General features: G+C 33.2%; 18 protein-coding genes. 4 read left to right on the top strand and 14 right to left on the bottom strand.

All coding sequences use genetic code 11. The features are described 5' to 3' along the window. Nucleotides 1-28: 28 nt before the first annotated feature. The 7 genes from CD036_RS11530 to CD036_RS11500 form a co-directional block, all read right to left on the bottom strand. Complete coding sequence (locus CD036_RS11530) at nucleotides 29-709, bottom strand: GntR family transcriptional regulator (protein WP_002509995.1); 681 nt, start codon at nucleotides 707-709, stop codon at nucleotides 29-31. Nucleotides 710-947: 238 nt separating this feature from the next. After that, nucleotides 948-1,646: a GTP pyrophosphokinase gene (locus CD036_RS11525; protein WP_002510559.1), complete on the bottom strand. Its 699-nt coding sequence runs from the start codon at nucleotides 1,644-1,646 to the stop codon at nucleotides 948-950. A 196-nt stretch (nucleotides 1,647-1,842) separates the two neighbouring features. Then, the gene (locus tag CD036_RS11520; RefSeq protein ID WP_002510558.1) at nucleotides 1,843-2,259 is read right to left on the bottom strand and encodes a DUF2188 domain-containing protein; all 417 of its coding nucleotides are present in this window, start codon (nucleotides 2,257-2,259) and stop codon (nucleotides 1,843-1,845) included. A gap of 124 nt (nucleotides 2,260-2,383) precedes the next feature. After that, on the bottom strand, nucleotides 2,384-4,303 hold the full coding sequence (locus CD036_RS11515; RefSeq protein WP_103388729.1) for an FUSC family protein: 1,920 nt from the start codon (nucleotides 4,301-4,303) through the stop codon (nucleotides 2,384-2,386). Between the two features lie 289 nt (nucleotides 4,304-4,592). Beyond that, nucleotides 4,593-5,291 carry an acetolactate decarboxylase gene (gene budA / locus CD036_RS11510; RefSeq protein ID WP_002510556.1) on the bottom strand — a complete coding sequence of 233 codons (699 nt, stop codon included), beginning with the start codon at nucleotides 5,289-5,291 and terminating at the stop codon, nucleotides 4,593-4,595. A gap of 290 nt (nucleotides 5,292-5,581) precedes the next feature. Continuing rightward, nucleotides 5,582-5,869 carry a putative quinol monooxygenase gene (locus tag CD036_RS11505; protein WP_002510555.1) on the bottom strand — a complete coding sequence of 96 codons (288 nt, stop codon included), beginning with the start codon at nucleotides 5,867-5,869 and terminating at the stop codon, nucleotides 5,582-5,584. Nucleotides 5,870-5,947: 78 nt separating this feature from the next. Further along, nucleotides 5,948-7,207 carry a pyruvate MFS transporter gene (locus tag CD036_RS11500; RefSeq protein ID WP_031266809.1) on the bottom strand — a complete coding sequence of 420 codons (1,260 nt, stop codon included), beginning with the start codon at nucleotides 7,205-7,207 and terminating at the stop codon, nucleotides 5,948-5,950. Nucleotides 7,208-7,475: 268 nt separating this feature from the next. Between CD036_RS11500 and uptA the strand changes: the two genes are divergently transcribed. Beyond that, complete coding sequence (gene uptA, locus CD036_RS11495; protein ID WP_103388728.1) at nucleotides 7,476-8,096, top strand: undecaprenyl phosphate transporter UptA; 621 nt, start codon at nucleotides 7,476-7,478, stop codon at nucleotides 8,094-8,096. Nucleotides 8,097-8,284: 188 nt separating this feature from the next. Here the strand turns inward: uptA and putP are convergent, their stop codons facing one another. Continuing rightward, the gene (gene putP / locus CD036_RS11490) at nucleotides 8,285-9,826 is read right to left on the bottom strand and encodes a sodium/proline symporter PutP (RefSeq protein ID WP_103388727.1); all 1,542 of its coding nucleotides are present in this window, start codon (nucleotides 9,824-9,826) and stop codon (nucleotides 8,285-8,287) included. A gap of 479 nt (nucleotides 9,827-10,305) precedes the next feature. On the opposite strand from putP, the gene CD036_RS11485 reads away from it, so the two are divergent. Then, the gene (locus CD036_RS11485) at nucleotides 10,306-12,270 is read left to right on the top strand and encodes a fructose-1,6-bisphosphatase (RefSeq protein WP_021459770.1); all 1,965 of its coding nucleotides are present in this window, start codon (nucleotides 10,306-10,308) and stop codon (nucleotides 12,268-12,270) included. A 583-nt stretch (nucleotides 12,271-12,853) separates the two neighbouring features. On the opposite strand, the gene CD036_RS11480 is transcribed toward CD036_RS11485, so the two are convergent. The 5 genes from CD036_RS11480 to CD036_RS11460 form a co-directional block, all read right to left on the bottom strand. Further along, nucleotides 12,854-14,653: a cation:proton antiporter gene (locus CD036_RS11480; RefSeq protein WP_103388726.1), complete on the bottom strand. Its 1,800-nt coding sequence runs from the start codon at nucleotides 14,651-14,653 to the stop codon at nucleotides 12,854-12,856. A gap of 255 nt (nucleotides 14,654-14,908) precedes the next feature. Beyond that, nucleotides 14,909-15,502 carry a methylhydroquinone degradation carboxylesterase MhqD gene (mhqD, locus tag CD036_RS11475; RefSeq protein ID WP_021459772.1) on the bottom strand — a complete coding sequence of 198 codons (594 nt, stop codon included), beginning with the start codon at nucleotides 15,500-15,502 and terminating at the stop codon, nucleotides 14,909-14,911. Between the two features lie 23 nt (nucleotides 15,503-15,525). After that, nucleotides 15,526-16,422 (bottom strand): ring-cleaving dioxygenase, encoded by an 897-nt coding sequence (locus CD036_RS11470; RefSeq protein ID WP_002509882.1) that lies wholly within the window; start codon nucleotides 16,420-16,422, stop codon nucleotides 15,526-15,528. Between the two features lie 14 nt (nucleotides 16,423-16,436). Beyond that, a complete protein-coding gene (mhqE, locus tag CD036_RS11465) occupies nucleotides 16,437-17,405 on the bottom strand; it encodes a ring-cleaving dioxygenase MhqE (protein WP_103388725.1) in 969 nt (322 codons plus the stop codon). 66 nt (nucleotides 17,406-17,471) lie between these two features. Further along, nucleotides 17,472-17,906 (bottom strand): MarR family winged helix-turn-helix transcriptional regulator, encoded by a 435-nt coding sequence (locus CD036_RS11460; RefSeq protein ID WP_002509880.1) that lies wholly within the window; start codon nucleotides 17,904-17,906, stop codon nucleotides 17,472-17,474. Nucleotides 17,907-18,109: 203 nt separating this feature from the next. On the opposite strand from CD036_RS11460, the gene aldA reads away from it, so the two are divergent. Further along, nucleotides 18,110-19,534, top strand: coding sequence for an aldehyde dehydrogenase (gene aldA, locus CD036_RS11455; protein WP_167867831.1), 1,425 nt, complete (start codon nucleotides 18,110-18,112; stop codon nucleotides 19,532-19,534). 77 nt (nucleotides 19,535-19,611) lie between these two features. Here the strand turns inward: aldA and CD036_RS11450 are convergent, their stop codons facing one another. Next, nucleotides 19,612-20,574 (bottom strand): metal ABC transporter solute-binding protein, Zn/Mn family, encoded by a 963-nt coding sequence (locus tag CD036_RS11450; protein WP_103388723.1) that lies wholly within the window; start codon nucleotides 20,572-20,574, stop codon nucleotides 19,612-19,614. Nucleotides 20,575-20,746: 172 nt separating this feature from the next. Between CD036_RS11450 and CD036_RS11445 the strand changes: the two genes are divergently transcribed. Beyond that, nucleotides 20,747-21,025, top strand: coding sequence for a GNAT family N-acetyltransferase (locus CD036_RS11445; protein ID WP_002509877.1), 279 nt, complete (start codon nucleotides 20,747-20,749; stop codon nucleotides 21,023-21,025). Nucleotides 21,026-21,268 lie beyond the last annotated feature (243 nt).

Genomic DNA, 21,268 nt, shown 5'->3' with positions numbered 1-21,268 from the left:
TCATCTCCTAAGCAATTCTGGTAATTCATTAACGTAACCAAAAACTTTCTATATTTTCACCGACGTCATCAAAATTTAAATGAAATGCATGACGTAATTTATTAGTATCTTTATGCTCTACAGCTTCGATAAATACTTCATGATTATGGTGAATACGTTCAAAATCTTTAATGTTTTCGTTCATTCTTTCTCGCATGGATAATAATATGAGAGATTCCATAACTGGCCTCAAATGATTCCAATATGTTTTTAAGTATTGGTGTTTTGACGCTAAAATTGTCACTTCATGAAATTTAATATCATGTTCTGTAAAAGATTCCGCATCTTCAAACTTTACCGCTACTTTCATCATTTCAAGTTGTTTTTTTAACTCTTTTACTACTTGACTATGTTCTTGGTCTTTTATGCGTGAAAAAGCAAAAGATTCTAACATAATTCGAAAATCATATAGCTCTTTTTTTTCTTTTTCTCCAAACGGTAAAACCTCTGCTCCCATACGTTCTAAATGTATCAGCTGGTCTTGGTTTAACAACTTAAAAGCATCTCTAACAGGTGATCGGCTCACATTATATGCTTTAGCTATTTGATTTTCCGTTAATAGTGTATCCGGACTAATCGACCCTTTAACAATACCTAATCTAAGTTCAGCAGCAATCATTTCACCTTTAGATAGACCTTCTAACCATTGTTCAGGATATTCAAATTCCATTTTATAGCACCTCCGCTTCACACCGATATACTTGTATACAAGTATATTAGTATATTTTTTACTAAATTGCAAACGCTTCCAGCAATTTTCATTTTATAGACTAGTATTAAAAGTGGATTCAACTGCGTGATAACACTACTTTAGGGAGGTATTAAATTTTTACAACTTGAAAGATTTTACAATTAAAAAAAGAGCTTGGAACGAAATTAATGTTCCAAGCTCTTTTTAGGTTAAGCTATTATTTATTATTAAATACTTCAGAATGGATATCTTGCATCTTGTGCTCTACTGATGTAATATCTGTGGCGCATTGACGTAAAATACTACGGTAATGTTCAGTATTTTCTTCATTTTTATAACGTATTTTATGTTCTAAACTTGCCCACATGTCCATTCCAATAGAACGAATTTGAATTTCAACGGCTACATATTGAACTTCTTCGGTAAGGTAGACCGGTATAGATACTACAATGTGTAAACTACGATACCCATTACTTTTAGGATATTCAATATAATCTTTTCGCTTTAATAATTCTATGTCAGGTTGCTTTAATAGTAATTTTTCAATAGCATAAATATCTTCAATATAGTTACATATAACACGGACACCAGCGATATCTTGTAAGTGCTCGTTAGCAGACTCTACAGAAATTGGTAAACCTTTCCGTTGTAATTTTGAGATAATACTTCCCAGTTCTTTAACACGCTTTTCTAAATGATGTATTGGATTATGTTTATGCATTTGCTGAAAATTATCATCGAGTATATCTAACTTTGTACTTATTTTTTTGACAGCAGCGCTATATATATTTTCAATATTCATGAACTCAATTAAGACCGAAAATGCTTCATCAGAATTTTCAAATGTACTAAAACTATCTTTAAATTCATTTCTCAAATCTTCTAAATAATTGGAAGGCTTACGTTCTACATACATCTTTAGATCCTCCAGTTAATTTCTTCTTGAATTTTATTATAACGAATTTTATTGCAATACAGAAATATATCGAACTTATATTATTGGAAATTTAAAGTTACTTGAACTTTTTATAAGGGAGTCGATGTAAATTTTATACTGTGCGTTGGCATTATGAAAGCGTTCGAAAGTTTACTATCCTTTCAGAACGCTGAGGTTAATTAGTTGTTTTTGTATGTTCAATAACTTCAGTATTACGATTAGCAGCTATATTTCGTGCACGCTTTAATGCATCTTCTTTTTTAGCAAAACTATTTGATGCTTTTGTGGCACAATCCGTTTTAATTTTCCAGCTTTGATCTTCGTAATATACGTGGACATCGCGCTTATTTAAATCTGGATTTGCTGATTCATCTTGTTGATGAATAGTAATATTGTGATGTTTTAACTTTTCTAAGTCTTGTTGCGTTGCATTGTCATACCATTGTTCAGCTTGTTTAGTGGCTATGGGGATAGCCTTTTCTTCATCAAAACCATTCTTTAACATTGCATTACCAATATCAATCGCTTTTTGTCGTTTCAATGTCTCAAAATTTTTCCAACTTTGTGGATAATCATTCACCGTCCATGGCATTGAATCTCCACCACCATTCATTACTTTTGATTTACCACTGAATGTTAATACTAAACATTGTGTAAAATATCAGCAGTAAAAAACAGAACCATGACATTTACATAGTTCTGTTCCACTTTTTAGTTTATTTAGTTTCGATTGAGGAAATGGATTCCCGTGATTCTGCACAATTATTTTGAATATTGTTTAATGCTGTTTGTATATAAACATACTGCGGTAATTCTGGTAAATGTTGCTTTTCAATATGCTTACCTGTTTCAAAATGCTTTGCAATATTTTCAAAAATCACTAGGTATTTCCCCATTTTCAGATCATCTATATGTTCTCTTTGGGCATTATTTAATGCTCTTTTTAGCATAAAACTAATCTCTTCTAAAGCATATATACTTGGATAATGATAACGTACGCGTTTTTTATTAGTAGCAACTTCTCCATTTGCACTATTATACACTTGAATCATATTATTTAATTTCACACTGAGTAATACCATTTCCTTTTTATCTTGCTTCACAGAATGATAGCCATTTTCGGAAAATAAATAGTGAAACACTTTTGCTTCATCTCTGACAACATCAGCAATGGTTTCAGGTAACATAGATGACGCTGTTTTGCGACCTAAGATTAACAAACCAATGACTGCTATTACCACACCTACAATGACATCGATAATACGTGGTAAAGCAATTAAAATGGTCAAATGGTTGGATGCTAGTCCATTTAATAAGATAACTTGAATTGTTATAAAAATAACTGCGAAAGAATAGTTAGCGCCTACGAAAATTTCAGTTACCCCAGCAGCTAATGTCAATAAGATGATAGCGACAGGGATAGGCGGTGTACTTAATAGAATTAATGATAGTATTAACACACCAATAATTGTACCAATACTTCTTGAGCCTGCACGTTCAAAACTATGTACTGTTGTGGCACCGATCAGAACTGTGTGTGCACTTAATGGAATCCAGTAAGCTTTATCAAAATCAAACATTAATGCTACAAATACGGCTATCGCCATAATAATTGTATAGCGTAATGTATTTCGGAAAACATAAGAATCTAAAGTTAAATTTTCAATTATACGTTGCCCATAGATAGAAACGCGTATATCTACTTCATGCTCTACACGATCAGCATTAGCATTTATGATTTCGTCAACTTTAAATATGTAGTCAACAAGGTTTTGGTATTCTGAAGCTACTGCAATTTCTTTGGACCACTTAGCATCCGTTTTACCATCAGATAACACCATATCAATAATATAATCTGCCATTTCTTTAATTTCATTAGGTAAAGGACGGCTATCTTTACCATTAAGTTCTAGTAATTCAGAGTAAATACCTTGTGCTAACGTGTGCAACAATAAGATACGCTGAAATTTTGACGATTCTTTTGACTTTTTACCACTCGCTGTTATGAGCTGATTGTCGGTATAGCGAAATGATACAACTGCTTTCGGTGAAACTGTTCCAAATGCATCACGATCATTAAAACTATGAATTAATGTCTTTATCATTTTATAGTCGCTTTTTATTGCAGTCGATTCAGCAGATTCTTTAGTTAGTATAATAGTAATAACTACAACAACCGTAGCTAACAAGCCCCCGATAAACATGGCTACCCCTCTTGTTAAGGCTTCTTCCGGCGCATAAGGTAAATTAATCGGCAAGCTAAATGCAACGATAAAGAAAGTAGAAGATGGCCCTGGAATATTGAGCGCACTGAAAATGTAATATGGAATAACAGTAACAGCTAATAATAATCCTCCAAAAATCAATGGTTGATTGACCGTTAACGAACCTAGAACCATAGCTATAGAAAGTCCACAGGTTGTTAATAGGACAATTCGTAACTTAGATCGAACTGAGCCACCAAATACATAAATATGCGCTAAGGTACCTGTAGCTATCAGTAAACCAATGGAAAAATAATCTACTAGATAACCAATCATTAATGGAATAAACATTAATATAGCTTGGCGTAAGCCTTTGCCAATATCAATTTTCATGGTATTAAAGCGCATCAGCGATTGTAAGTAATTCAACAATGTCTTTCATCTCCTATATTATTTTGTTTTTACATAAATTACGTTTAAGTATATTGCGCTTTGAGAGTTACACATTCATTTAATTAATTGCTATTATACAGAAGTATTATGTCTTATCATGTTTCAAATTCACAGGAATTAGCAATTATTTTAATTCAGTCACGTTATTAATTCTATCACTTTTAACTTTATTTTTTTAGATATAGATTCAACAAAAAAAGACACCTAGTTTATCTAAGCGTCTAAAAAACATTAAGTACATTTATGATTGTACGCTCCTCACAGTGGGTTACTCTGTTTCTCTAATATCTTCGTCAATATTTGCGTAATCAATATCTGTTGTCAAAAAAGCCTCATTATTTACTGGGAAATGTTGCTCTAATGTTTCAATTTTACTTACTTCAATTGTTCCCTTATTTAATTCAAAGTTTAGTACATGTCCACCAAATGTTTTATCATCATTAATAAAATGTAAATGAAAACCACTTGCTGCAATACCGTGGAACAATTGAGGGGAATAAAAGCCAACTATAGTGCCAGTAATTTGTTCTTTGGTAAATTCAGGTTGTACTTTAGCTGATTCAATTAAACGAGTGTATGGAGGTTGTTGTTGAGGCATCATGCGCACATGCATAATTTCAAAAGTACCGGTAATTTTAACAGCATTAAAGATGTTTTTACTGCCCACCTTGGCTAGCACTTCATCTAATAACGTCTCATCATCTGTAATAATATGTGTTGTGAATTGTATATCAGGTTTGAATGGTGTAACTGTAGCAAATGGTGTCAGTTCTGTTCCTGTTAAAGTACGAAATTCATTATATTCATTCGCATGATAGGCAGTGCCATCTAAAATAATAACTTCACCGTCTGAACCAGACAAGGTACCAATACCCAAATCTCCATGCTCTAAAATAGAATTAATTGTAGCAGTGCCTTCCAACATGCCTGCCATTAATGTTCCTAATGTTCCATGTTGATATAACATTATCATTACCTCCTTGGGTAAATAAACTTAACTATTATGTTTAACATCGGTTGATTTAAAACAACTTTTCATTATATTATACACAACATATTTACAATCTCACAACTTCCATGTTTCTGAGTAACGAAGTGAATATTATGGTGTGTCTCTACTGCTACTCTATTGCGTGTTATGAATGTTTCTTATTTCATTCCATCAATAAAAAGCACGAAACTATAATAACGATTATCACGTTATTATAGTTTCGCTACTTAAATTAATCGTATTTAATTACTGGACAAATCTTTTTGTTATTGAATTGGCTGAGCCACCACAATATCAGGTTTTGCGCTTAATAGCTCACTCACTTGTCCAAAGAATGTTTTAAAGTGCTCTGAAGCATTATGCGCTTCTACTGCTGCTTGGTCTTTATAATGTTCAATCATTACAAACGTATTTGGCTCATCTGTCTTTTCAAAATGTTCATAATATAATGAGCCTTCTTCTGCGTTCGCTGCTTGAATCAACGGCTGAACTAATGTTAAATATTGTTCTCTGTACTCTGATTGTACTTTCATTATTGCATTGATAATTATCATAAAATGCAGCCTCCAAAGGTAATAGAATAATACTTATTAAGTATATTCGCATTTTATACTATTTTCAACTCATTGAACTTAACTTTTAGTTAATGGCTTATCTGGTTTAACAAAGAACCACATAATAATTGCAAACACAACTGGGATAATAATGAGTTGTAATGTCATAGTCCAACCAATTCGGTCCGCCAAGAAACCTGCAAGTAATGGGCTCAGTAATGCACCAATATTGCCCCATAAATTCATCCAACCTGAAACAGTACCTGCGAAGTTACGTCCTAAATCTGTAGCTGCTGCCCAACTCATACCCATAGACATACCTATACCACCTAAACATAACGATAACCAAAAGACATTCACATATAAATCATCAGTTTTTAATGCGAAGATTAAAGAAATACAAAATACTACAAAGCCAAAAATAGCTATTACACCACGCGCCATAAATTTCGAAGTGCCTTGTTGTAAAATTTTATCTGAAATGATGCCACCTAGAATAATTAGTATGAACATAACAAACCATGGTGCACCTGCAACAAATCCTAAATCTTCTAATTTCACACCATGTTGCTCCGTTAAATATGTAGGCAACCAAATCAAGAAAAGCCCAATAACAAACTGAACTACAAAGTATTGTGCTGCTATCGCATAGAATCCGCCTCTTTTTAAAAAGATATTCCACGGTGCAACACTCTTTTCAGTCGATACTACATCACGGTTTTCCATAATAAAACGTTTTTCAGCTTCATTAACCATTTTGTGTTGTTCAGGTAAATCTTTAGCTATCACTGCCCAAAGAATTGCAATTACAAAGCCTATAAAACCAAAGATATAGAAGACTGCTTCCCAACCAAACGCGGTTACTATCGCGATTGTTATAACCGGCGCTATAACTGGTCCAAAATATGAACCTGCTAATAGCATACTAGAAGCACGACCCTTTTCCCCTTTACCAAACCAGAAAGAATTAAATACTGCATTTGACGGATACATCGGTGCTTCACCAACACCAAATAAGAAACGAACTGCATAAAGCATACCGTGATTCTTAACAACACCTGTCAAAATGGTAAAAGCACTCCACCATACTAATGCTATTGTAAGCATTTTTCTCGGGCCAAACTTTTCAGCTAAAAAACCAGAAGGAACTTGCATCAATGCATATCCTAAAGAAAACAGCGACGCGAGTAATCCAAATTGTGTTTTATTCATTCCTAAGTCTTTCATCATAGGACCTGCTATAATTGAAATGTTTGATCTATCTATGTATGCGATAACACCTATTACGAAAAATGCTAGCGCAAAGTACCATCTAATATTACTCCTTTTTTCCTTCATAATGTCCCAACTTTCTACCAAAGCCACACTCATCATATGACCTATTGTTTATTATCATGAATCGATATTAGCACAAATTGTAAGCGTTTACAACGTTTTTTTGAAATTTCCTAAACATTTTTGGATGAATAATAATTCTTGCTATTATATCGCTTGTTGCAAAATATTGAGATATTATTAGGTCATTATAGTAAAATACCTTATAATATGGATGTACTTTTTTAAAGCTATAATGTTTACAATTACAAAGGAGTCTTAAAACACTATTATGGAACATCTATTGACAGATTTTATTAGCTCATGGGGATATTTAGCCATTACTATTTTAATATTGCTAGAAAATGTTTTACCATTTATCCCTTCTGAAATTATTTTAACTTTTGCAGGTTTAATGACAGTTAAATCAGAGCTTTCTCTGTCATTGTTATTTATTATTTCTACACTTGCCTCATTTGTTGGTCTACTCATTTTATACTTTATAAGTAGATTAGTATCTGAAGCATGGTTATATCGCTTTGTAGATAACTACGGAAAGTGGTTAAAATTGAAAGGTAAAGATGTGGAAAAAGCAAATCAATGGTTTACGAAATATGGTGCTTGGGCAGTTTTTATTTGTAGATTTATCCCAGTTTTACGTGTGTTGATTACTATTCCTGCTGGGATCAATAAAATGAATGTTTTCAAATTTATTACACTATCCCTTATAGGGACAACGATTTGGAATCTTGCTTTAATTTACTTAGGCAAAATGTTAAGTGGCAGTTGGGATGTATTAATGAATGGATTACATACTTATTCATATGTCATGTATATTATCATTATTATTGCAGTAATCTCCATTATCTTCACCTTTTACAAAAAGCGTAATACCGAAAGCACAAAGAATTAAAAAGCGTGTCAGCCTTTACTGGCTAACACGCTTGTTTTAATTTTTCTTCTAGGATGAAGCCCCTTTTTGCTATCCTAGACACGATCTATTTTTATATTTCTCCCATTGTTTAACAGTGATTTAACCCCTTAAATGCACTGTTATAAAATAAAAGACACCTTATGAATCAGCATAAGTTTCTGTGCCTTCTATTTGGCATTTTTTACTATATCACTTACTTCTTTCAGTTCTGCTGCAACATCTAAATCAGGTTTTTTCGTGAACATACTCACCACAACTGTAACAATTAAACTTGTTAAGAAACCAGGTACGATTTCGTATAAATTAAAGAAATCATTTGTTGCGCCAAGTGGCTTAACAAAGACAATCCATAATATTACAACGACAGCTCCTGATAACATACCTGAAACTGCACCAGTACGGCTCAAACCTTTCCAATATAACGATAATAGAACTAAAGGTCCAAATGAGGCACCAAAACCTGCCCATGCATTACCAACCAAATTTAAAATTGTATCATTCGGTGACCATGCAATTGCTATAGACACAATCGATACTAAGATAACAGACATTCTACCTACAAACACAAATTCTTTTTCGTGTTTTTTGGCTGCTTCCTCTCCACGAATAAGCTTGTAGAAATCTTCGGTTAAAGAACTAGATGTAACAAGTAATTGAGAAGAAATCGTACTCATTATAGCTGCCAAAATTGCTGCTAATAGGAACCCCCCTACTAACGGATGGAATAAAACTTGACTCATTAAAATAAATAATGTTTCCGGATCTTGTAGTTCCACATTTTGTTGGTTAATGAATGTGATACCTACTAAACCAACCCCAACTGCTCCTAATAAACTAATTGCCATCCAACCAATTCCAAAGCGTCTAGCTGTAGCGAGTTGTTTTACAGACTTGATTGACATAAAACGAACAATAATATGCGGTTGACCAAAATATCCTAGTCCCCATGCAAAAAACGAAATAATACCAATCACTGTAGTACCTTTAAATAAATCTAAATTGGTGGGCTTAAGTTCAGCTGCTTGAGACAATGTGTCTAAACCATTTAGTTGCATCATTGTTACGATTGGTACCATAACCATAGCGATTAACATAATTACCCCTTGGAAAAAGTCTGTTAATGATACAGCTAAATAGCCACCAAAAAATGTATAAGCAATAACAATTATTGCAACTAAAATTAAACCTAAGTGATAGTCTAAACCAAATGCGCTATCAAATAACTTTCCGCCAGAAACCATACCTGAGTGTGTGTATAATGTAAAAAATATAACAATGATAGCACCGGAAATAATCTTAATCACGTTTGCTTTATCATTTAAACGATTCTTGAAAAAGTCAGGCAACGTAATTGCGTCTCCAGCCTTTTCAGTATATACACGTAGTCTAGGCGCTACTACAATATAATTTATGTATGCTCCAATCGTTAGGCCAATTGCAAGCCATGCTGCAGAAAGTCCAGTAGTATAAACTTCTCCAGGTAGTCCCATAATCATCCAACCACTCATATCTGATGCCCCTGCAGATAATGCGGTCACATATGGTCCAATACTTCTGCCCCCGAGCATATACTCACTAATATTGCCAGTTGCTTTTTTATAACCATAATATCCTATTATTAGAAGAATAATAAAATACAAGGCAAGCATAATATAGGTCTGCCAATCAGGATTAACCTGACTCGACAAAGTACTTCCCAATGTTAGCATGATATTAACTCCCTTAATTCATAATTTTGTTACATGCATTTATTATACAAAAATATCGATAATTTTAAAGTGCTTTTTGCAAATTCTTGTGTAAATTTTTATTACTAACGCATCTGACAACGCTATAAACATTGATATAACAGCATTTATAACCCACAATAATAAAATGTGTATTTATACACTAATGGTGTTTAATAACTTTTTTGTAAATATGAAATTTACTTTTTTATAAAAACTTATATGTAAATACACGATTTTTTATATTTGAGTAACATCAGATGATTAAGCTTTAACTACTCATTTGAATCACATTTATCCACTAACTCATACTAAATATTAAAAGCAGTTCATTTTTTAGAAAATATTAATTATTCATCATATAATGGTAGAGTAGAAAATAAAATAATGTAGACATAGTGTAAGCGTTTTACAAACATGTTAAAATAATTACAATAATACAACTGGAGTGACAAATTCATATGAGAAAAGCGTCAGAACAAAGTGTAAGAAGTAGGTATTTAGATTTATTGTCTGAGCGATTTCAGACAAAAGCTGCATTAGCTACGGAAATTATTAACTTAGAATCTATTTTAGAGTTACCTAAAGGAACAGAACATTTTGTCAGTGACTTGCATGGCGAATTCCATGCGTTCCAACATGTGTTAAGAAATGGCTCAGGCAATGTTCGATCTAAAATTAATGATATCTTTCAAGATACATTAACACGCAAAGAGATTAATGATTTTGCTGCGTTAGTATATTATCCTGAAGAAAAATTAAAACTTATCAAAAATAGCTTTAATTCCAAAAGTGAATTAAATGAATGGTATATCACAGCCATCAGCCGTTTAATCAAGCTCATTACATACGCATCTTCCAAATATACACGCACCAAGTTAAGAAAATCATTACCTAAAAATTACGTGTTTATTATTGAAGAGTTACTATATAAAAGTAATAAATACAACAACAAAAAATCATATTACGATACGTTAATTAACCAAATTATTGAGTTAGAACAATCAGATGATTTAATTATTGGGTTATCATTCACAGTGCAACATTTAGTCGTTGATCACTTACATGTTGTTGGAGATATTTATGATCGTGGACCAGAACCAGATAAAATTATGGAAACATTGATTAACTACCCTTCTGTAGACGTACAATGGGGTAATCATGATGTGCTATGGATGGGTGCTTACGCAGGATCTAAAGTTTGTTTAGCAAATTTACTACGTATTTGTGCGCGTTACGATAACTTGAACATTATCGAAGATGCGTACGGCATCAATTTACGACCTTTACTAACTTTAGCTGAAAAATACTATAGCGGGGATAATAAAGCCTTTTATCCCAAAAACAAAGTCGCTGACGGGGAACAAGCTTCACAATTAGAACTCGCACAACTAACCAAATTGCACCAAGCTATTGCGATAATCCAATTCAAATTGGAAGCACCGATTATTAAACGCCGTCCTGACTTTGAAATGGAAGAACGTCTTGTACTAGAGAGCATTGATTTTGATAAAAATACAGCAACTCTGTACGGTAAAACATATCCATTAACAAATACTTGCTTCCAAACGGTAGACCCAGAAGACCCAAATCGCTTAACAGATGAAGAAGCAGATGTAATGGATAAATTATTATTGTCAGTTCAACAATCAGAAAAACTAAAACGTCATATGACTTTCTTAATGCAAAAAGGTACGTTGTATTTACCTTATAATGGCAATTTACTAATTCATGGTTGTATTCCTGTTGATCAAGATGGAGAAATGGAAGCTATGACTATTGATGGTGTAAAACATTACGGCCGCGATTTACTCGATCATTTTGAAAACTATGTGCGTGAAGCTTTTGACCATAAAGACCGCCATGATGATTTAGCTACTGATTTAGTTTGGTATTTATGGACTGGTAAATATTCTTCATTATTTGGAAAACGTGCAATGACAACATTTGAACGTTATTTCATTGCTGATAAGGCTGCACATAAGGAAACTAAAAATCCATATTATTACTTACGTGAAGATATTGATATGTGTAAAAAAATGTTGAAAGATTTTGGTTTAAACCCTGAAACTGGACATATTATTAATGGGCATACACCTGTTAAAGAAATAGATGGTGAAAATCCAATCAAAGCTGATGGTAAGATGATTGTCATTGATGGGGGCTTCTCTAAAGCCTATCAATCGACAACCGGCATCGCAGGTTATACCTTATTGTACAATTCATTCGGTATGCAATTAGTCGCCCATCAACATTTCAATTCGAAAGATAACGTTTTATTAAATGGTGAGGATGAACTATCAACACGCCGAGTGGTCGATAAAGAATTGGAACGTAAAAAAATTAGAGATACCAATTCCGGTCAAGAATTACAAGAGAAAATCATCATTTTAAAAGAACTTATGCATGATCGATTTTTAGACTAAATAACTTCAAAATTACTATATTCAACTTATGCTACAAGCATCATTTCACTTATATTAAATAAGCCTGCAACATAAACAAACCCTTCGCAAATTAATGTGAAGGGTTTATTTTTGCATCATCAAAATTTTTTGGCAATGTTTGCCTGCATAATAACCACTATTGTTTAATCATATATTATAAGATGTTGCTATAATATTTATAATATTGGCAGTGGTTTTTGCCGGTGCAAAAAACTGCCAACAAAGTCAGAGACTTTATCAACAGTTTTAAATATAGTATAAATCCAATATGGCATCGACTTATTTTATATAAGATGATTAGTAAATAATCCAGAGATAGAAATGATTTATGTTAATCTCATTTATCAATTAGTTTATTCAACATAATAATCACAACCATTGTTTAATTTAGATCTTATAATATTGGCAGTGGTTTTTGCCGACTCCTGCGGGAATAGCACTAGCCGCAGACTACTGGCTAAGGCAGTGCCCGCGGAAAGCGTGCATAAAAAACTGCCAACAAAGTCAGAGACTTTGTCGACAGTCTAATCCTGAAACATAACACATGTTCTAGGCTTTTTCTTTATAAATTTTGGTTGTTATACGCATCTTTTAAATAACCAATAACACCGTCATTAGTTTCTAATGGTTTTGAATGATGACGTTTAAATGTAACAACACGTGAGTCACTAATATGATATAACACCATGTCATTTGGGGTTAAAGTTGCTTTTTGATTTGCAGGTATTTCTAAAATATTATATTTAGTAATGTAGTTATTAAACCATCGTGAAGTCATTTGATCATCAAATAAGATATGATTTTTAATGGGGCCTTCTACATTACGCCTTGCTTGTTCACTATTAAATGATACAGGCATCATATCTACGTTTTTCAATCCAAATTCGGGCACGAGTTCATTAAATGCTAAGCTGTTAAATACAAAGGATTGTGTCATTAATAAACAAGTATGGTATCGCGATAAATCAGAGTAAATACGATCATTACTAGATAGGAGGTTTCCTTCAAATATTTCGAAACCTAATTCTTGCGCACGTGATTTATTATTTGAAAATAAATTAAAAGTCATAACTGGTATTTGATGTTCTCGTAATTTAGCTCCTAAATGATACGCAAACTCACTTTCACCTACTATAATAACGCCTGGAGGTTCTACACTAGAGACTCTCATTAATTTACTAATTGGTAAGAAACTGAAACCATATATAACTACAGTAACAAATACTAAACCAAAAGTTACAGGTGTAATTAATTCAGCTAATGGTGCTTTTTGTTCAATAAATAGCCCTGCGAAAAATTGTGCCACTGTGAGTACCACAATCCCTCTTGGAGCCATCATTGATACCATCGCGCGTTCCCGCTTCGAAATTTCTGTATTAATAGTTGCAAATAATATAGAAATTGGACGTACAATTAAAATCATTGCTACACAAAATATAAATAGCTTCCAAGAGATTAATTGTGTTAACACCTCAAGTGTTAACGAAGATGTAATTAATATAAATACGGTCGATACCATAATGGAAGATGTATTTTCAATAAAGTGATCAGATTCCTGAAAAATCAAATCATGACGTTTCATTCGTGCCATCATCAATCCAAAAATAGTAACCGCAAGCAACCCTGACTCAGGTAATATTTCATCACAGATTGCAAATATTAATAGAATAAATATTAATTGAATCGACGGCATCAAATTTTGTGGAATTAAATCCTTTTTAATTAACCACATAAATAGATAAGAAGCAGCAAATCCAATAACAATAGCGATTAAAAAGCTCAATAAGAATTTAAATAAAATAGTTATATTAAAGCCTTGTTGTACAAGATCAAAAACATAAAATGCGCCTAATGCTATCATCGGCCCAATTGGGTCTAATATTATACTTTCCCAACGTAAAATAGAATCGACGTTTTTATGCACTTTCGCTTGTTTCAATAACGGTTGAATCACAGTAGGTCCTGTGATTAAAAATAGACCACCTAGCACTAATGAAATAACTAATGAAAAATCTAATATATAATGTAATGCTAGTGTTCCTAATATCCAAGCAAGAATCGCACCTATTGTAATAATACGTATGACAGCTTTTGATATATATTTAATTTCACGAAAGTCTAAATTACTACTACCTTCAAATAAGATAATAGCAACAGCAAGTGAGACAAGTGAGCTAAAAACATCTTGCCCCAAACTTTCTTGAGGATTGATTAACCCAAATATCGGCCCTACTAACAAGCCAACAATTGCCATAACAACGATTGATGGCCATTTAATTCTACTTGCTAGCCATTGACTAAAAATACCTAATGCCAAAAATATTACAATCACTAGCATTAACGGCAAATGCAATAACGACATATTACGTGCCTCCTCATTTTTATACGGACAAGGTGCTATATTATCAAACAATAATCAACAATGCACTCATTTAGTTTTATATTTATCCTCTTCGTAATGTCAGTTTAGTACCAGCCATTACAATCTCTCTATACCACACCTGACATCAAAAAAACTGAAGTTGCGCTACATCGTTTAGATAAATCAACTTAATCATTTATCTGCATCGATGACACAACTTCAGTTTGAACTGTTATATGTTATCTATACACTGTTTTAGTTATTTAATACTTCTTGACCAGCAACAACACCCGACTGAGTTAATTCATGACTATTGACCCATACTGTTGTCACATCTGCACCACGAGAACTGAAGATATCAATCACTCTTTTACTTTCAGCTAAAGGTACAATCGGATCATTTTCACCCATTGACAGTAAAATTTGAGCATCACTAAAATCTTTATTTGTTGTTATTTCTATTGGATATAGTGGTGCATACAATAACGCCTTCTTAAATGTAGTATTTTCTCGTAGCATCATACTGATAGCAATATTAGAACCATTTGAAAAACCAACTGGCACTGCTTTGCTTAAATCAAATTCATATTTTTCAGCAGCTTCTGACAGAAATGCCAATATACGATCTGTACGATAATTTAAATCTTCTACATCATATTGTCCTTCTCCGTGGCGTTTAAAAAAACGGTTCATACCATTTTCAGATACTTCCCCTCGGATACTTAACACATTATAGTCTGGGTTCAGCACTTGTGCTAATGGTAATAAATCATTTTCGTCCCCGCCTGTGCCATGTAATAAAATAAATGTTGGTGCATCAGGTTGTCCTTGCTTAAAAATGTGTTCCATTCCTATCTCTCCTTTAATTAATTTTAAATATTAATAGGTGGTAATATTTTTAATAATTCTTCTCTACGTTCTTCATATTGTGGCGGTAACATGAGATGAGTACCTAATTCATCGAATGGTTCATCTACTGTAAATCCAGGACCATCTGTAGCAAATTCAAAAATAATATCACCATGTTCTTTCATATACACTGCATTAAAATAATTACGATCTTTAACTTCAGTTAAATGATAGCCTTTGTTACTCAACTGTTCACGCCACGCAAGTTGTGTTTCGTTTGTTGGCATAGACCAAGCTATGTGGTGTACGACACCTGTGCCCCAACGTACTCGCTTTTCTGGAGTGGTTTTGTGTACTATAACGTGATGTTGCCATTCGCCTGCAGTCGTCAAGTGTACTGATACATTGCTGTCATTGACTTCTGAAAGACCCATATCATTTGTTAATGTAGCTATAGTTTGTACCGGATTACTAGATAACATAGTGACACCATGAAAGCCTATAATGTCATGATTATCACTCGTCGTTTCACTCTCCACAAGTGCTAAAGGCAAATCATGTGTATCTTTAAACACGAGTGTTTCCTGATCAAAGAGTTGATTGCGTTTAGTCGTAATAGCATGATTATTTAAGTGCTGTTCCCAAAGATCCATAGTACCTTGGGGTATTCTAAAAGCAATAGTCTCAACTTGGCCTGCACCTACTTGACCTTTTACATGGTTTGGCCAATTGAAAAAGGTTAGTATCGTACCATTAGCTACTGAGTTATTTGAAAAATATAAATGGTAAGTCCCTGGATCATCAAAATTCACTGTTTTTTTGATTAGTTTTAAATTTAAAATATCTCTATAAAAACGAATATTCTCTTCTGGATTACCTACGATAGCTGATATATGATGAATGTGTTTAATTGCTTCCAAATCAAGCCCTCCTTTTATTTATCATGATTACGTTTAGTGTTAAATGGACGAATTTCTGATTCAATATAGTCACGTTGATTTTCTAAAAACGGTGGTAATGATAATGCTTCACCTAATGTTTCATATGGCTCGTCACCCATAAATCCTGGACCGTCTGTAGATACTTCGATCAATATATGACCAATGCGTGCATAAAGTGCTTCAAAATAAAAACGATCTACTAAACCTGAGTTACCAATACCTAATTCTGTATATTTGTCGTGCCATGCTTGAATAGCATCATGATCTTTCACTCTAAATGAAACGTGATGTACTTCACCATATCCTTGTCTAGCTTCTGGTGTTTCAGTATCTTTTCTTAAAATGACTTGTCCACCATTGCCACCTTCACCTACATTTAATAGTGCAACGTCAGTTTCTTCAACAATTGTTTGCATACCATAAACATTTTCTAAGATTTTTTTGAAATCCTCAAAATAACTTACAGTAATTTCAATAGGTCCTAATCCATAAATTGCTTTATCTGTCGGCACTGGACCATTTTCCCAAGGTATACCAGGTGCTACACCTTTGTTATTCTCATCGGAAACTAATTGATATAATTGTCCATCCGCTTCTTCAAATGGTAGTACTTTTTTATCAAATAGACTTTGTACACCGTCGTGTTTCACACCAAATTCATCAAAACGCTGTGCATAATAACTTAATGCTTCATCATTTGGCACACGGAATGACGGTCTACTAATTGAGTTTGTACCTCCAATACCTTTAGGTACATTAGGAAAATCAAAAAATGTCATATCTGTTCCTGCGGATCCAACATCATCTGCAAAGAATGTGTGGTACGTGTATATATCATCTTGGTTTACTGTTTTCTTCACAAGTCTCATACCTAATACATCAGTAAAAAATTTATAGTTACGTTCTGCGTCATCTGTAATTGCTGTAACGTGATGAATACCTAATAATGAATTGTTTGTCATAATAAATCCTTCTTTCTTAGTTTTTATCTCGAAATCGAGATTGTTTTTGTGAAAAAATTTTGCTACCTACTTATTATTTGTAGGAGCACTTAACTTTTTGAGTGTATTTTGCAATGTTTGTAATTCTTCGTCTGTTAAGATTGAAAATGTTGATTGGATGGTCTCAGCATGTTTCGGAAAGATCTCATCCATAATGCGACGCCCTTGTTGTGTCAATGAAGCATTGATTATACGTTTATCCTGTTGATTTCTAATACGGGTCACACACCCTTTTTCCTCTAGCTTATCAACAACGTAGCTAATACTACTACTAGCTATAAGTACACGTTCTCGAATGCGTTGAATAGGTTGATCACCTTTATTATAAAGTAATTCTAGTACCGCAAATTCTGTAATATTTAATCCGTATTGCTTCACATCTTCGCGCACTATTTTTTCCAAATAATCTAAAGTTCTATTTAATCCAATAAATGCATTCATAGATGACTTTGTTCTATCCATCTCATCACCAACTTTCATTTTATTTCGAATTCGAGATAATTATATAATCGTTATTTTAAAAAGTCAACCATTTAAGTATAAAAAATATACTGAAATATTTCCCTCTTCTCTTCCATTAATAAATTACTAAATATATGCATATTACTTTTCACAGTTTTTTGTACTTCATCATGTGGTACTTATATACTGTGGAGGTGTTTAAGATGAATCAACTATTTATCAATAATGAATTTATTGCTAGCGAATCAACAGAAACGATGGATGTGGTAAATCCTGCTACCGGTCAAGTGTTTGATACCATTACTTTTGCAAACGAAAACGATGTTAATATTGCAGTCGCAAAATCACAAGAAGCACAACTAGAATGGGAAAAAGTTCCTCAACCAACACGTGCAGAACATGTTAAAATGCTCATTCCTTTATTAGAAAATAATAAAAATGAATTAGCTGAATTATACGTGAAAGAACAAGGTAAGCTTTTATCTTCAGCACTTGGTGAAATTCATAAATCCATTAAATTTATAGATTATATGTCCAGTCTAAGTATGCAAAATAAGGGTGAGGTGCTACAGAGCAATCGTGACAATGAACTGATTCACTTAACGAAAAAGCCTATCGGTGTTACTGCTGGTATAGTGCCATGGAATGCCCCGATTATGGTACTTATGCGTAAAGTCATACCGGCTATAATTACAGGTTGTTCGGTGATAATTAAACCTAGTGAAGAAACTTCTCTAATCACTCTTAAATTAGCTGAATTATTTATTCAATCTGCTATTCCTGCTGGTCTTATTCAAATTATTCCCGGAACTGGTGAAACTGTAGGTACACAGTTAGCTAAACATCCAGATATTCAACTCATTTCTCTAACTGGAAGTATGCGTGCTGGTAAATCAGTATATGAAGCTAGTGCCAGTAATGTTAAAAAAGTGAATTTGGAATTAGGTGGTAATGCCCCTGCAATCGTTACTGCAGATGCAGATTTAGATAAAGCAGTTGATTATATTGTCACTGCTCGTATTAATAATGCCGGTCAAGTTTGTACATGTCCGGAACGTATTTTTGTTCATGAACAAGTGCATGATGAATTTCTTTCTAAATTGAAAGCTAAAATGGAACAATTAACAGTTGGTGATCCATTTGATGAACAAACCGATTTAGGAGCTATTATTAACCAAAAACAATTAGATCACATTCATAATACCGTGCAACAATCTATTCAAGAAGGTGCCCAATTGGTACTTGGTGGTGAAATTTTAAATAGAGATGGCTACTACTATGCACCTACTATTTTAGATAAAGTACAACCCGAACATGCAGCTTTTACTAATGAAATTTTTGGACCAGTACTACCTATCATGACTTATGATGATTTTCATGAAGTTATTAATTTAGCTAATGATACAAATGCCGGACTGTCTTCATACATTTTTTCAGAGAATCTCCAAGAAGTGATGCGTGCATCAGAATTGCTGAAATTTGGTGAAGTGTACGCTAACTGCGAAGCAGAAGAAGCTGTTAATGGATTCCATGCAGGATGGCGAGAATCAGGCTTGGGTGGCGCTGATGGTGTTCATGGTTTTGAAGAATATTATAATACGACAGTGTCGTATATTCGTTATGATTAAAATTCCTAACTAATCCAACTACATCATAAAATATAAAAAAGCAGCAAGAACAAATATTTTGTTCCTGCTGCTTTAATTTAGTTATTCAATGCTTTGTCTAAAGAATCAATATTTTGATGCATAATAGATTGATAGCTCACATTATTATTATCCTTATCTTCTGGTGCTAATGTAGTTAAGTTGTTAAATGGTACAGGTGTAGTGTTTGTTTCTTTTTTAATCACATCGGTAATTTTCGAAGAAATGTTTTGCTCATAAAGCAAATATGGTTGTTGTGTTTCTTTTACATGCTTGATGATTTCCATTAATTCTTGTTGACTTGGATCTTCATTATTCATTCCTGTAACGCCGACCTGATTAAAATTGTAACGTCGTGCCAAATAACCTATAGAATCATGGGATATTATAACAGTGTCTCTTTTAGGATTTGTCGTAATCGTTTTTAATTGACGATCAATTTGATCAATATCTTTGTTGAGCTTACGGTAATTTTTCTCATAATACGCACTATGCTTAGGATCTTTAGCTACTAATTCATCTTTAATAGTTTTAGTAAATTGTTTATTTAATTTAGGGTCTAACCAAACATGTGGATCTTTACCTGCTTCTTCTTCATGCTCGTGTTTATGTTCATCTCCATGTTCGTGGTTGTGATCGCCAGTAGCCAATAACTCCTCATGATTAATTGCATCCGCTACAGGTAATTTCAATTGTTCGTTAGTAATAGAACTCGCAATTTTTTTCGCTACAGGGTCCATATCTTCACTAGAATAAATAAACAAGTCACTTTTCGCGATATCAATCATATTACGTTGCGTGGGCTCATAACTATGTGTATCTGCACCTGGAGGATATAAACTTTGTACATTTACATATTTTCCACCAATATCTTTGGCAAAGCTTTGAAATGCAAACACTGTAGTGTATATTTCGAGTTTGTTCGAAGTACTTACTTTATACTGTTGTTTTGTATTTTGATTACATGCTGTTAAGGTGACACTAAACACTATAACCGCTATAATTAACAAAGATTTTTTCACATTTGCGCCTCCAAAACGAAATTATTCCGTTAAAACTATAAACTTATTTTCACAATATTTCAATGAAAATTATTTATACTATGTAATCTCTATTTTTTATTATACTTATCTATGTTTTAAAATATAACTTAGTGATATAAGTATTATAAGTTAAAAAACTGGGGGTCTTAATATGACGGAAATTAAACAAGGTCATAATAAATTTTATGTCGGAGAGAACGAAGACAATCGCCAAGCAGAAATCACTTTTACAGAAGTAAGTCCTAATCAAATAGATATTGATCACACTGGTGTACCAAAAGAATTAGGCGGACAAGGACTCGGTTCAAAATTAGTGAAAGCTGTCGTCGACTATGCACGAGACAATAATTTAACTGTATCTGCAACATGTCCATTTGCACAAAATGTCATTGAAAAAAACGAAGCATATCAAGATGTATATACTAAATAACATTGCAATGCAATCATCAAGCGTCGTCGTAATTGGATAATTTAGCCGCTTAAACGCTAATTGGTTTTCAAACCATTGAACAACTACAGTAAAAAAAGGTTGGGATAATATCAATTTGTCCCAACCTTTTTTCATTTTGGCAGTAGCTGACTGTATTGAAAATGCGCTTTAAACCAAGCTTTTTTCAATGCTAGTCATCCTTGCCGGGGTGGGACGACAAAATCATTTTTTCAAAATCAGATT

It is taken from the genome of Staphylococcus arlettae, from assembly GCF_002902345.1.
In the GTDB taxonomy this organism is placed as follows: Bacteria; Bacillota; Bacilli; order Staphylococcales; family Staphylococcaceae; genus Staphylococcus; species Staphylococcus arlettae.
The sequence above is the reverse complement of the archived record's forward strand: the minus strand, read 5'-3'. Positions and strand labels throughout refer to the sequence as shown.

What these genes read in the sequence shown, in the direction of transcription:
- CD036_RS11530 (WP_002509995.1), bottom strand. Translation starts at nt 709, where the DNA reads ATGGAATTTGAATATCCTGAACAATGGTTAGAAGGTCTATCTAAAGGT.
- CD036_RS11525 (WP_002510559.1), bottom strand. Translation starts at nt 1,646, where the DNA reads ATGTATGTAGAACGTAAGCCTTCCAATTATTTAGAAGATTTGAGAAAT.
- CD036_RS11520 (WP_002510558.1), bottom strand. Translation starts at nt 2,259, where the DNA reads ATGCCATGGACGGTGAATGATTATCCACAAAGTTGGAAAAATTTTGAG.
- budA (WP_002510556.1), bottom strand. Translation starts at nt 5,291, where the DNA reads ATGTTATATCAACATGGAACATTAGGAACATTAATGGCAGGCATGTTG.
- CD036_RS11505 (WP_002510555.1), bottom strand. Translation starts at nt 5,869, where the DNA reads ATGATAATTATCAATGCAATAATGAAAGTACAATCAGAGTACAGAGAA.
- CD036_RS11500 (WP_031266809.1), bottom strand. Translation starts at nt 7,207, where the DNA reads ATGAAGGAAAAAAGGAGTAATATTAGATGGTACTTTGCGCTAGCATTT.
- uptA (WP_103388728.1), top strand. Translation starts at nt 7,476, where the DNA reads ATGGAACATCTATTGACAGATTTTATTAGCTCATGGGGATATTTAGCC.
- putP (WP_103388727.1), bottom strand. Translation starts at nt 9,826, where the DNA reads ATGCTAACATTGGGAAGTACTTTGTCGAGTCAGGTTAATCCTGATTGG.
- CD036_RS11485 (WP_021459770.1), top strand. Translation starts at nt 10,306, where the DNA reads ATGAGAAAAGCGTCAGAACAAAGTGTAAGAAGTAGGTATTTAGATTTA.
- CD036_RS11480 (WP_103388726.1), bottom strand. Translation starts at nt 14,653, where the DNA reads ATGTCGTTATTGCATTTGCCGTTAATGCTAGTGATTGTAATATTTTTG.
- mhqD (WP_021459772.1), bottom strand. Translation starts at nt 15,502, where the DNA reads ATGGAACACATTTTTAAGCAAGGACAACCTGATGCACCAACATTTATT.
- mhqE (WP_103388725.1), bottom strand. Translation starts at nt 17,405, where the DNA reads ATGACAAACAATTCATTATTAGGTATTCATCACGTTACAGCAATTACA.
- CD036_RS11460 (WP_002509880.1), bottom strand. Translation starts at nt 17,906, where the DNA reads ATGGATAGAACAAAGTCATCTATGAATGCATTTATTGGATTAAATAGA.
- aldA (WP_167867831.1), top strand. Translation starts at nt 18,110, where the DNA reads ATGAATCAACTATTTATCAATAATGAATTTATTGCTAGCGAATCAACA.
- CD036_RS11445 (WP_002509877.1), top strand. Translation starts at nt 20,747, where the DNA reads ATGACGGAAATTAAACAAGGTCATAATAAATTTTATGTCGGAGAGAAC.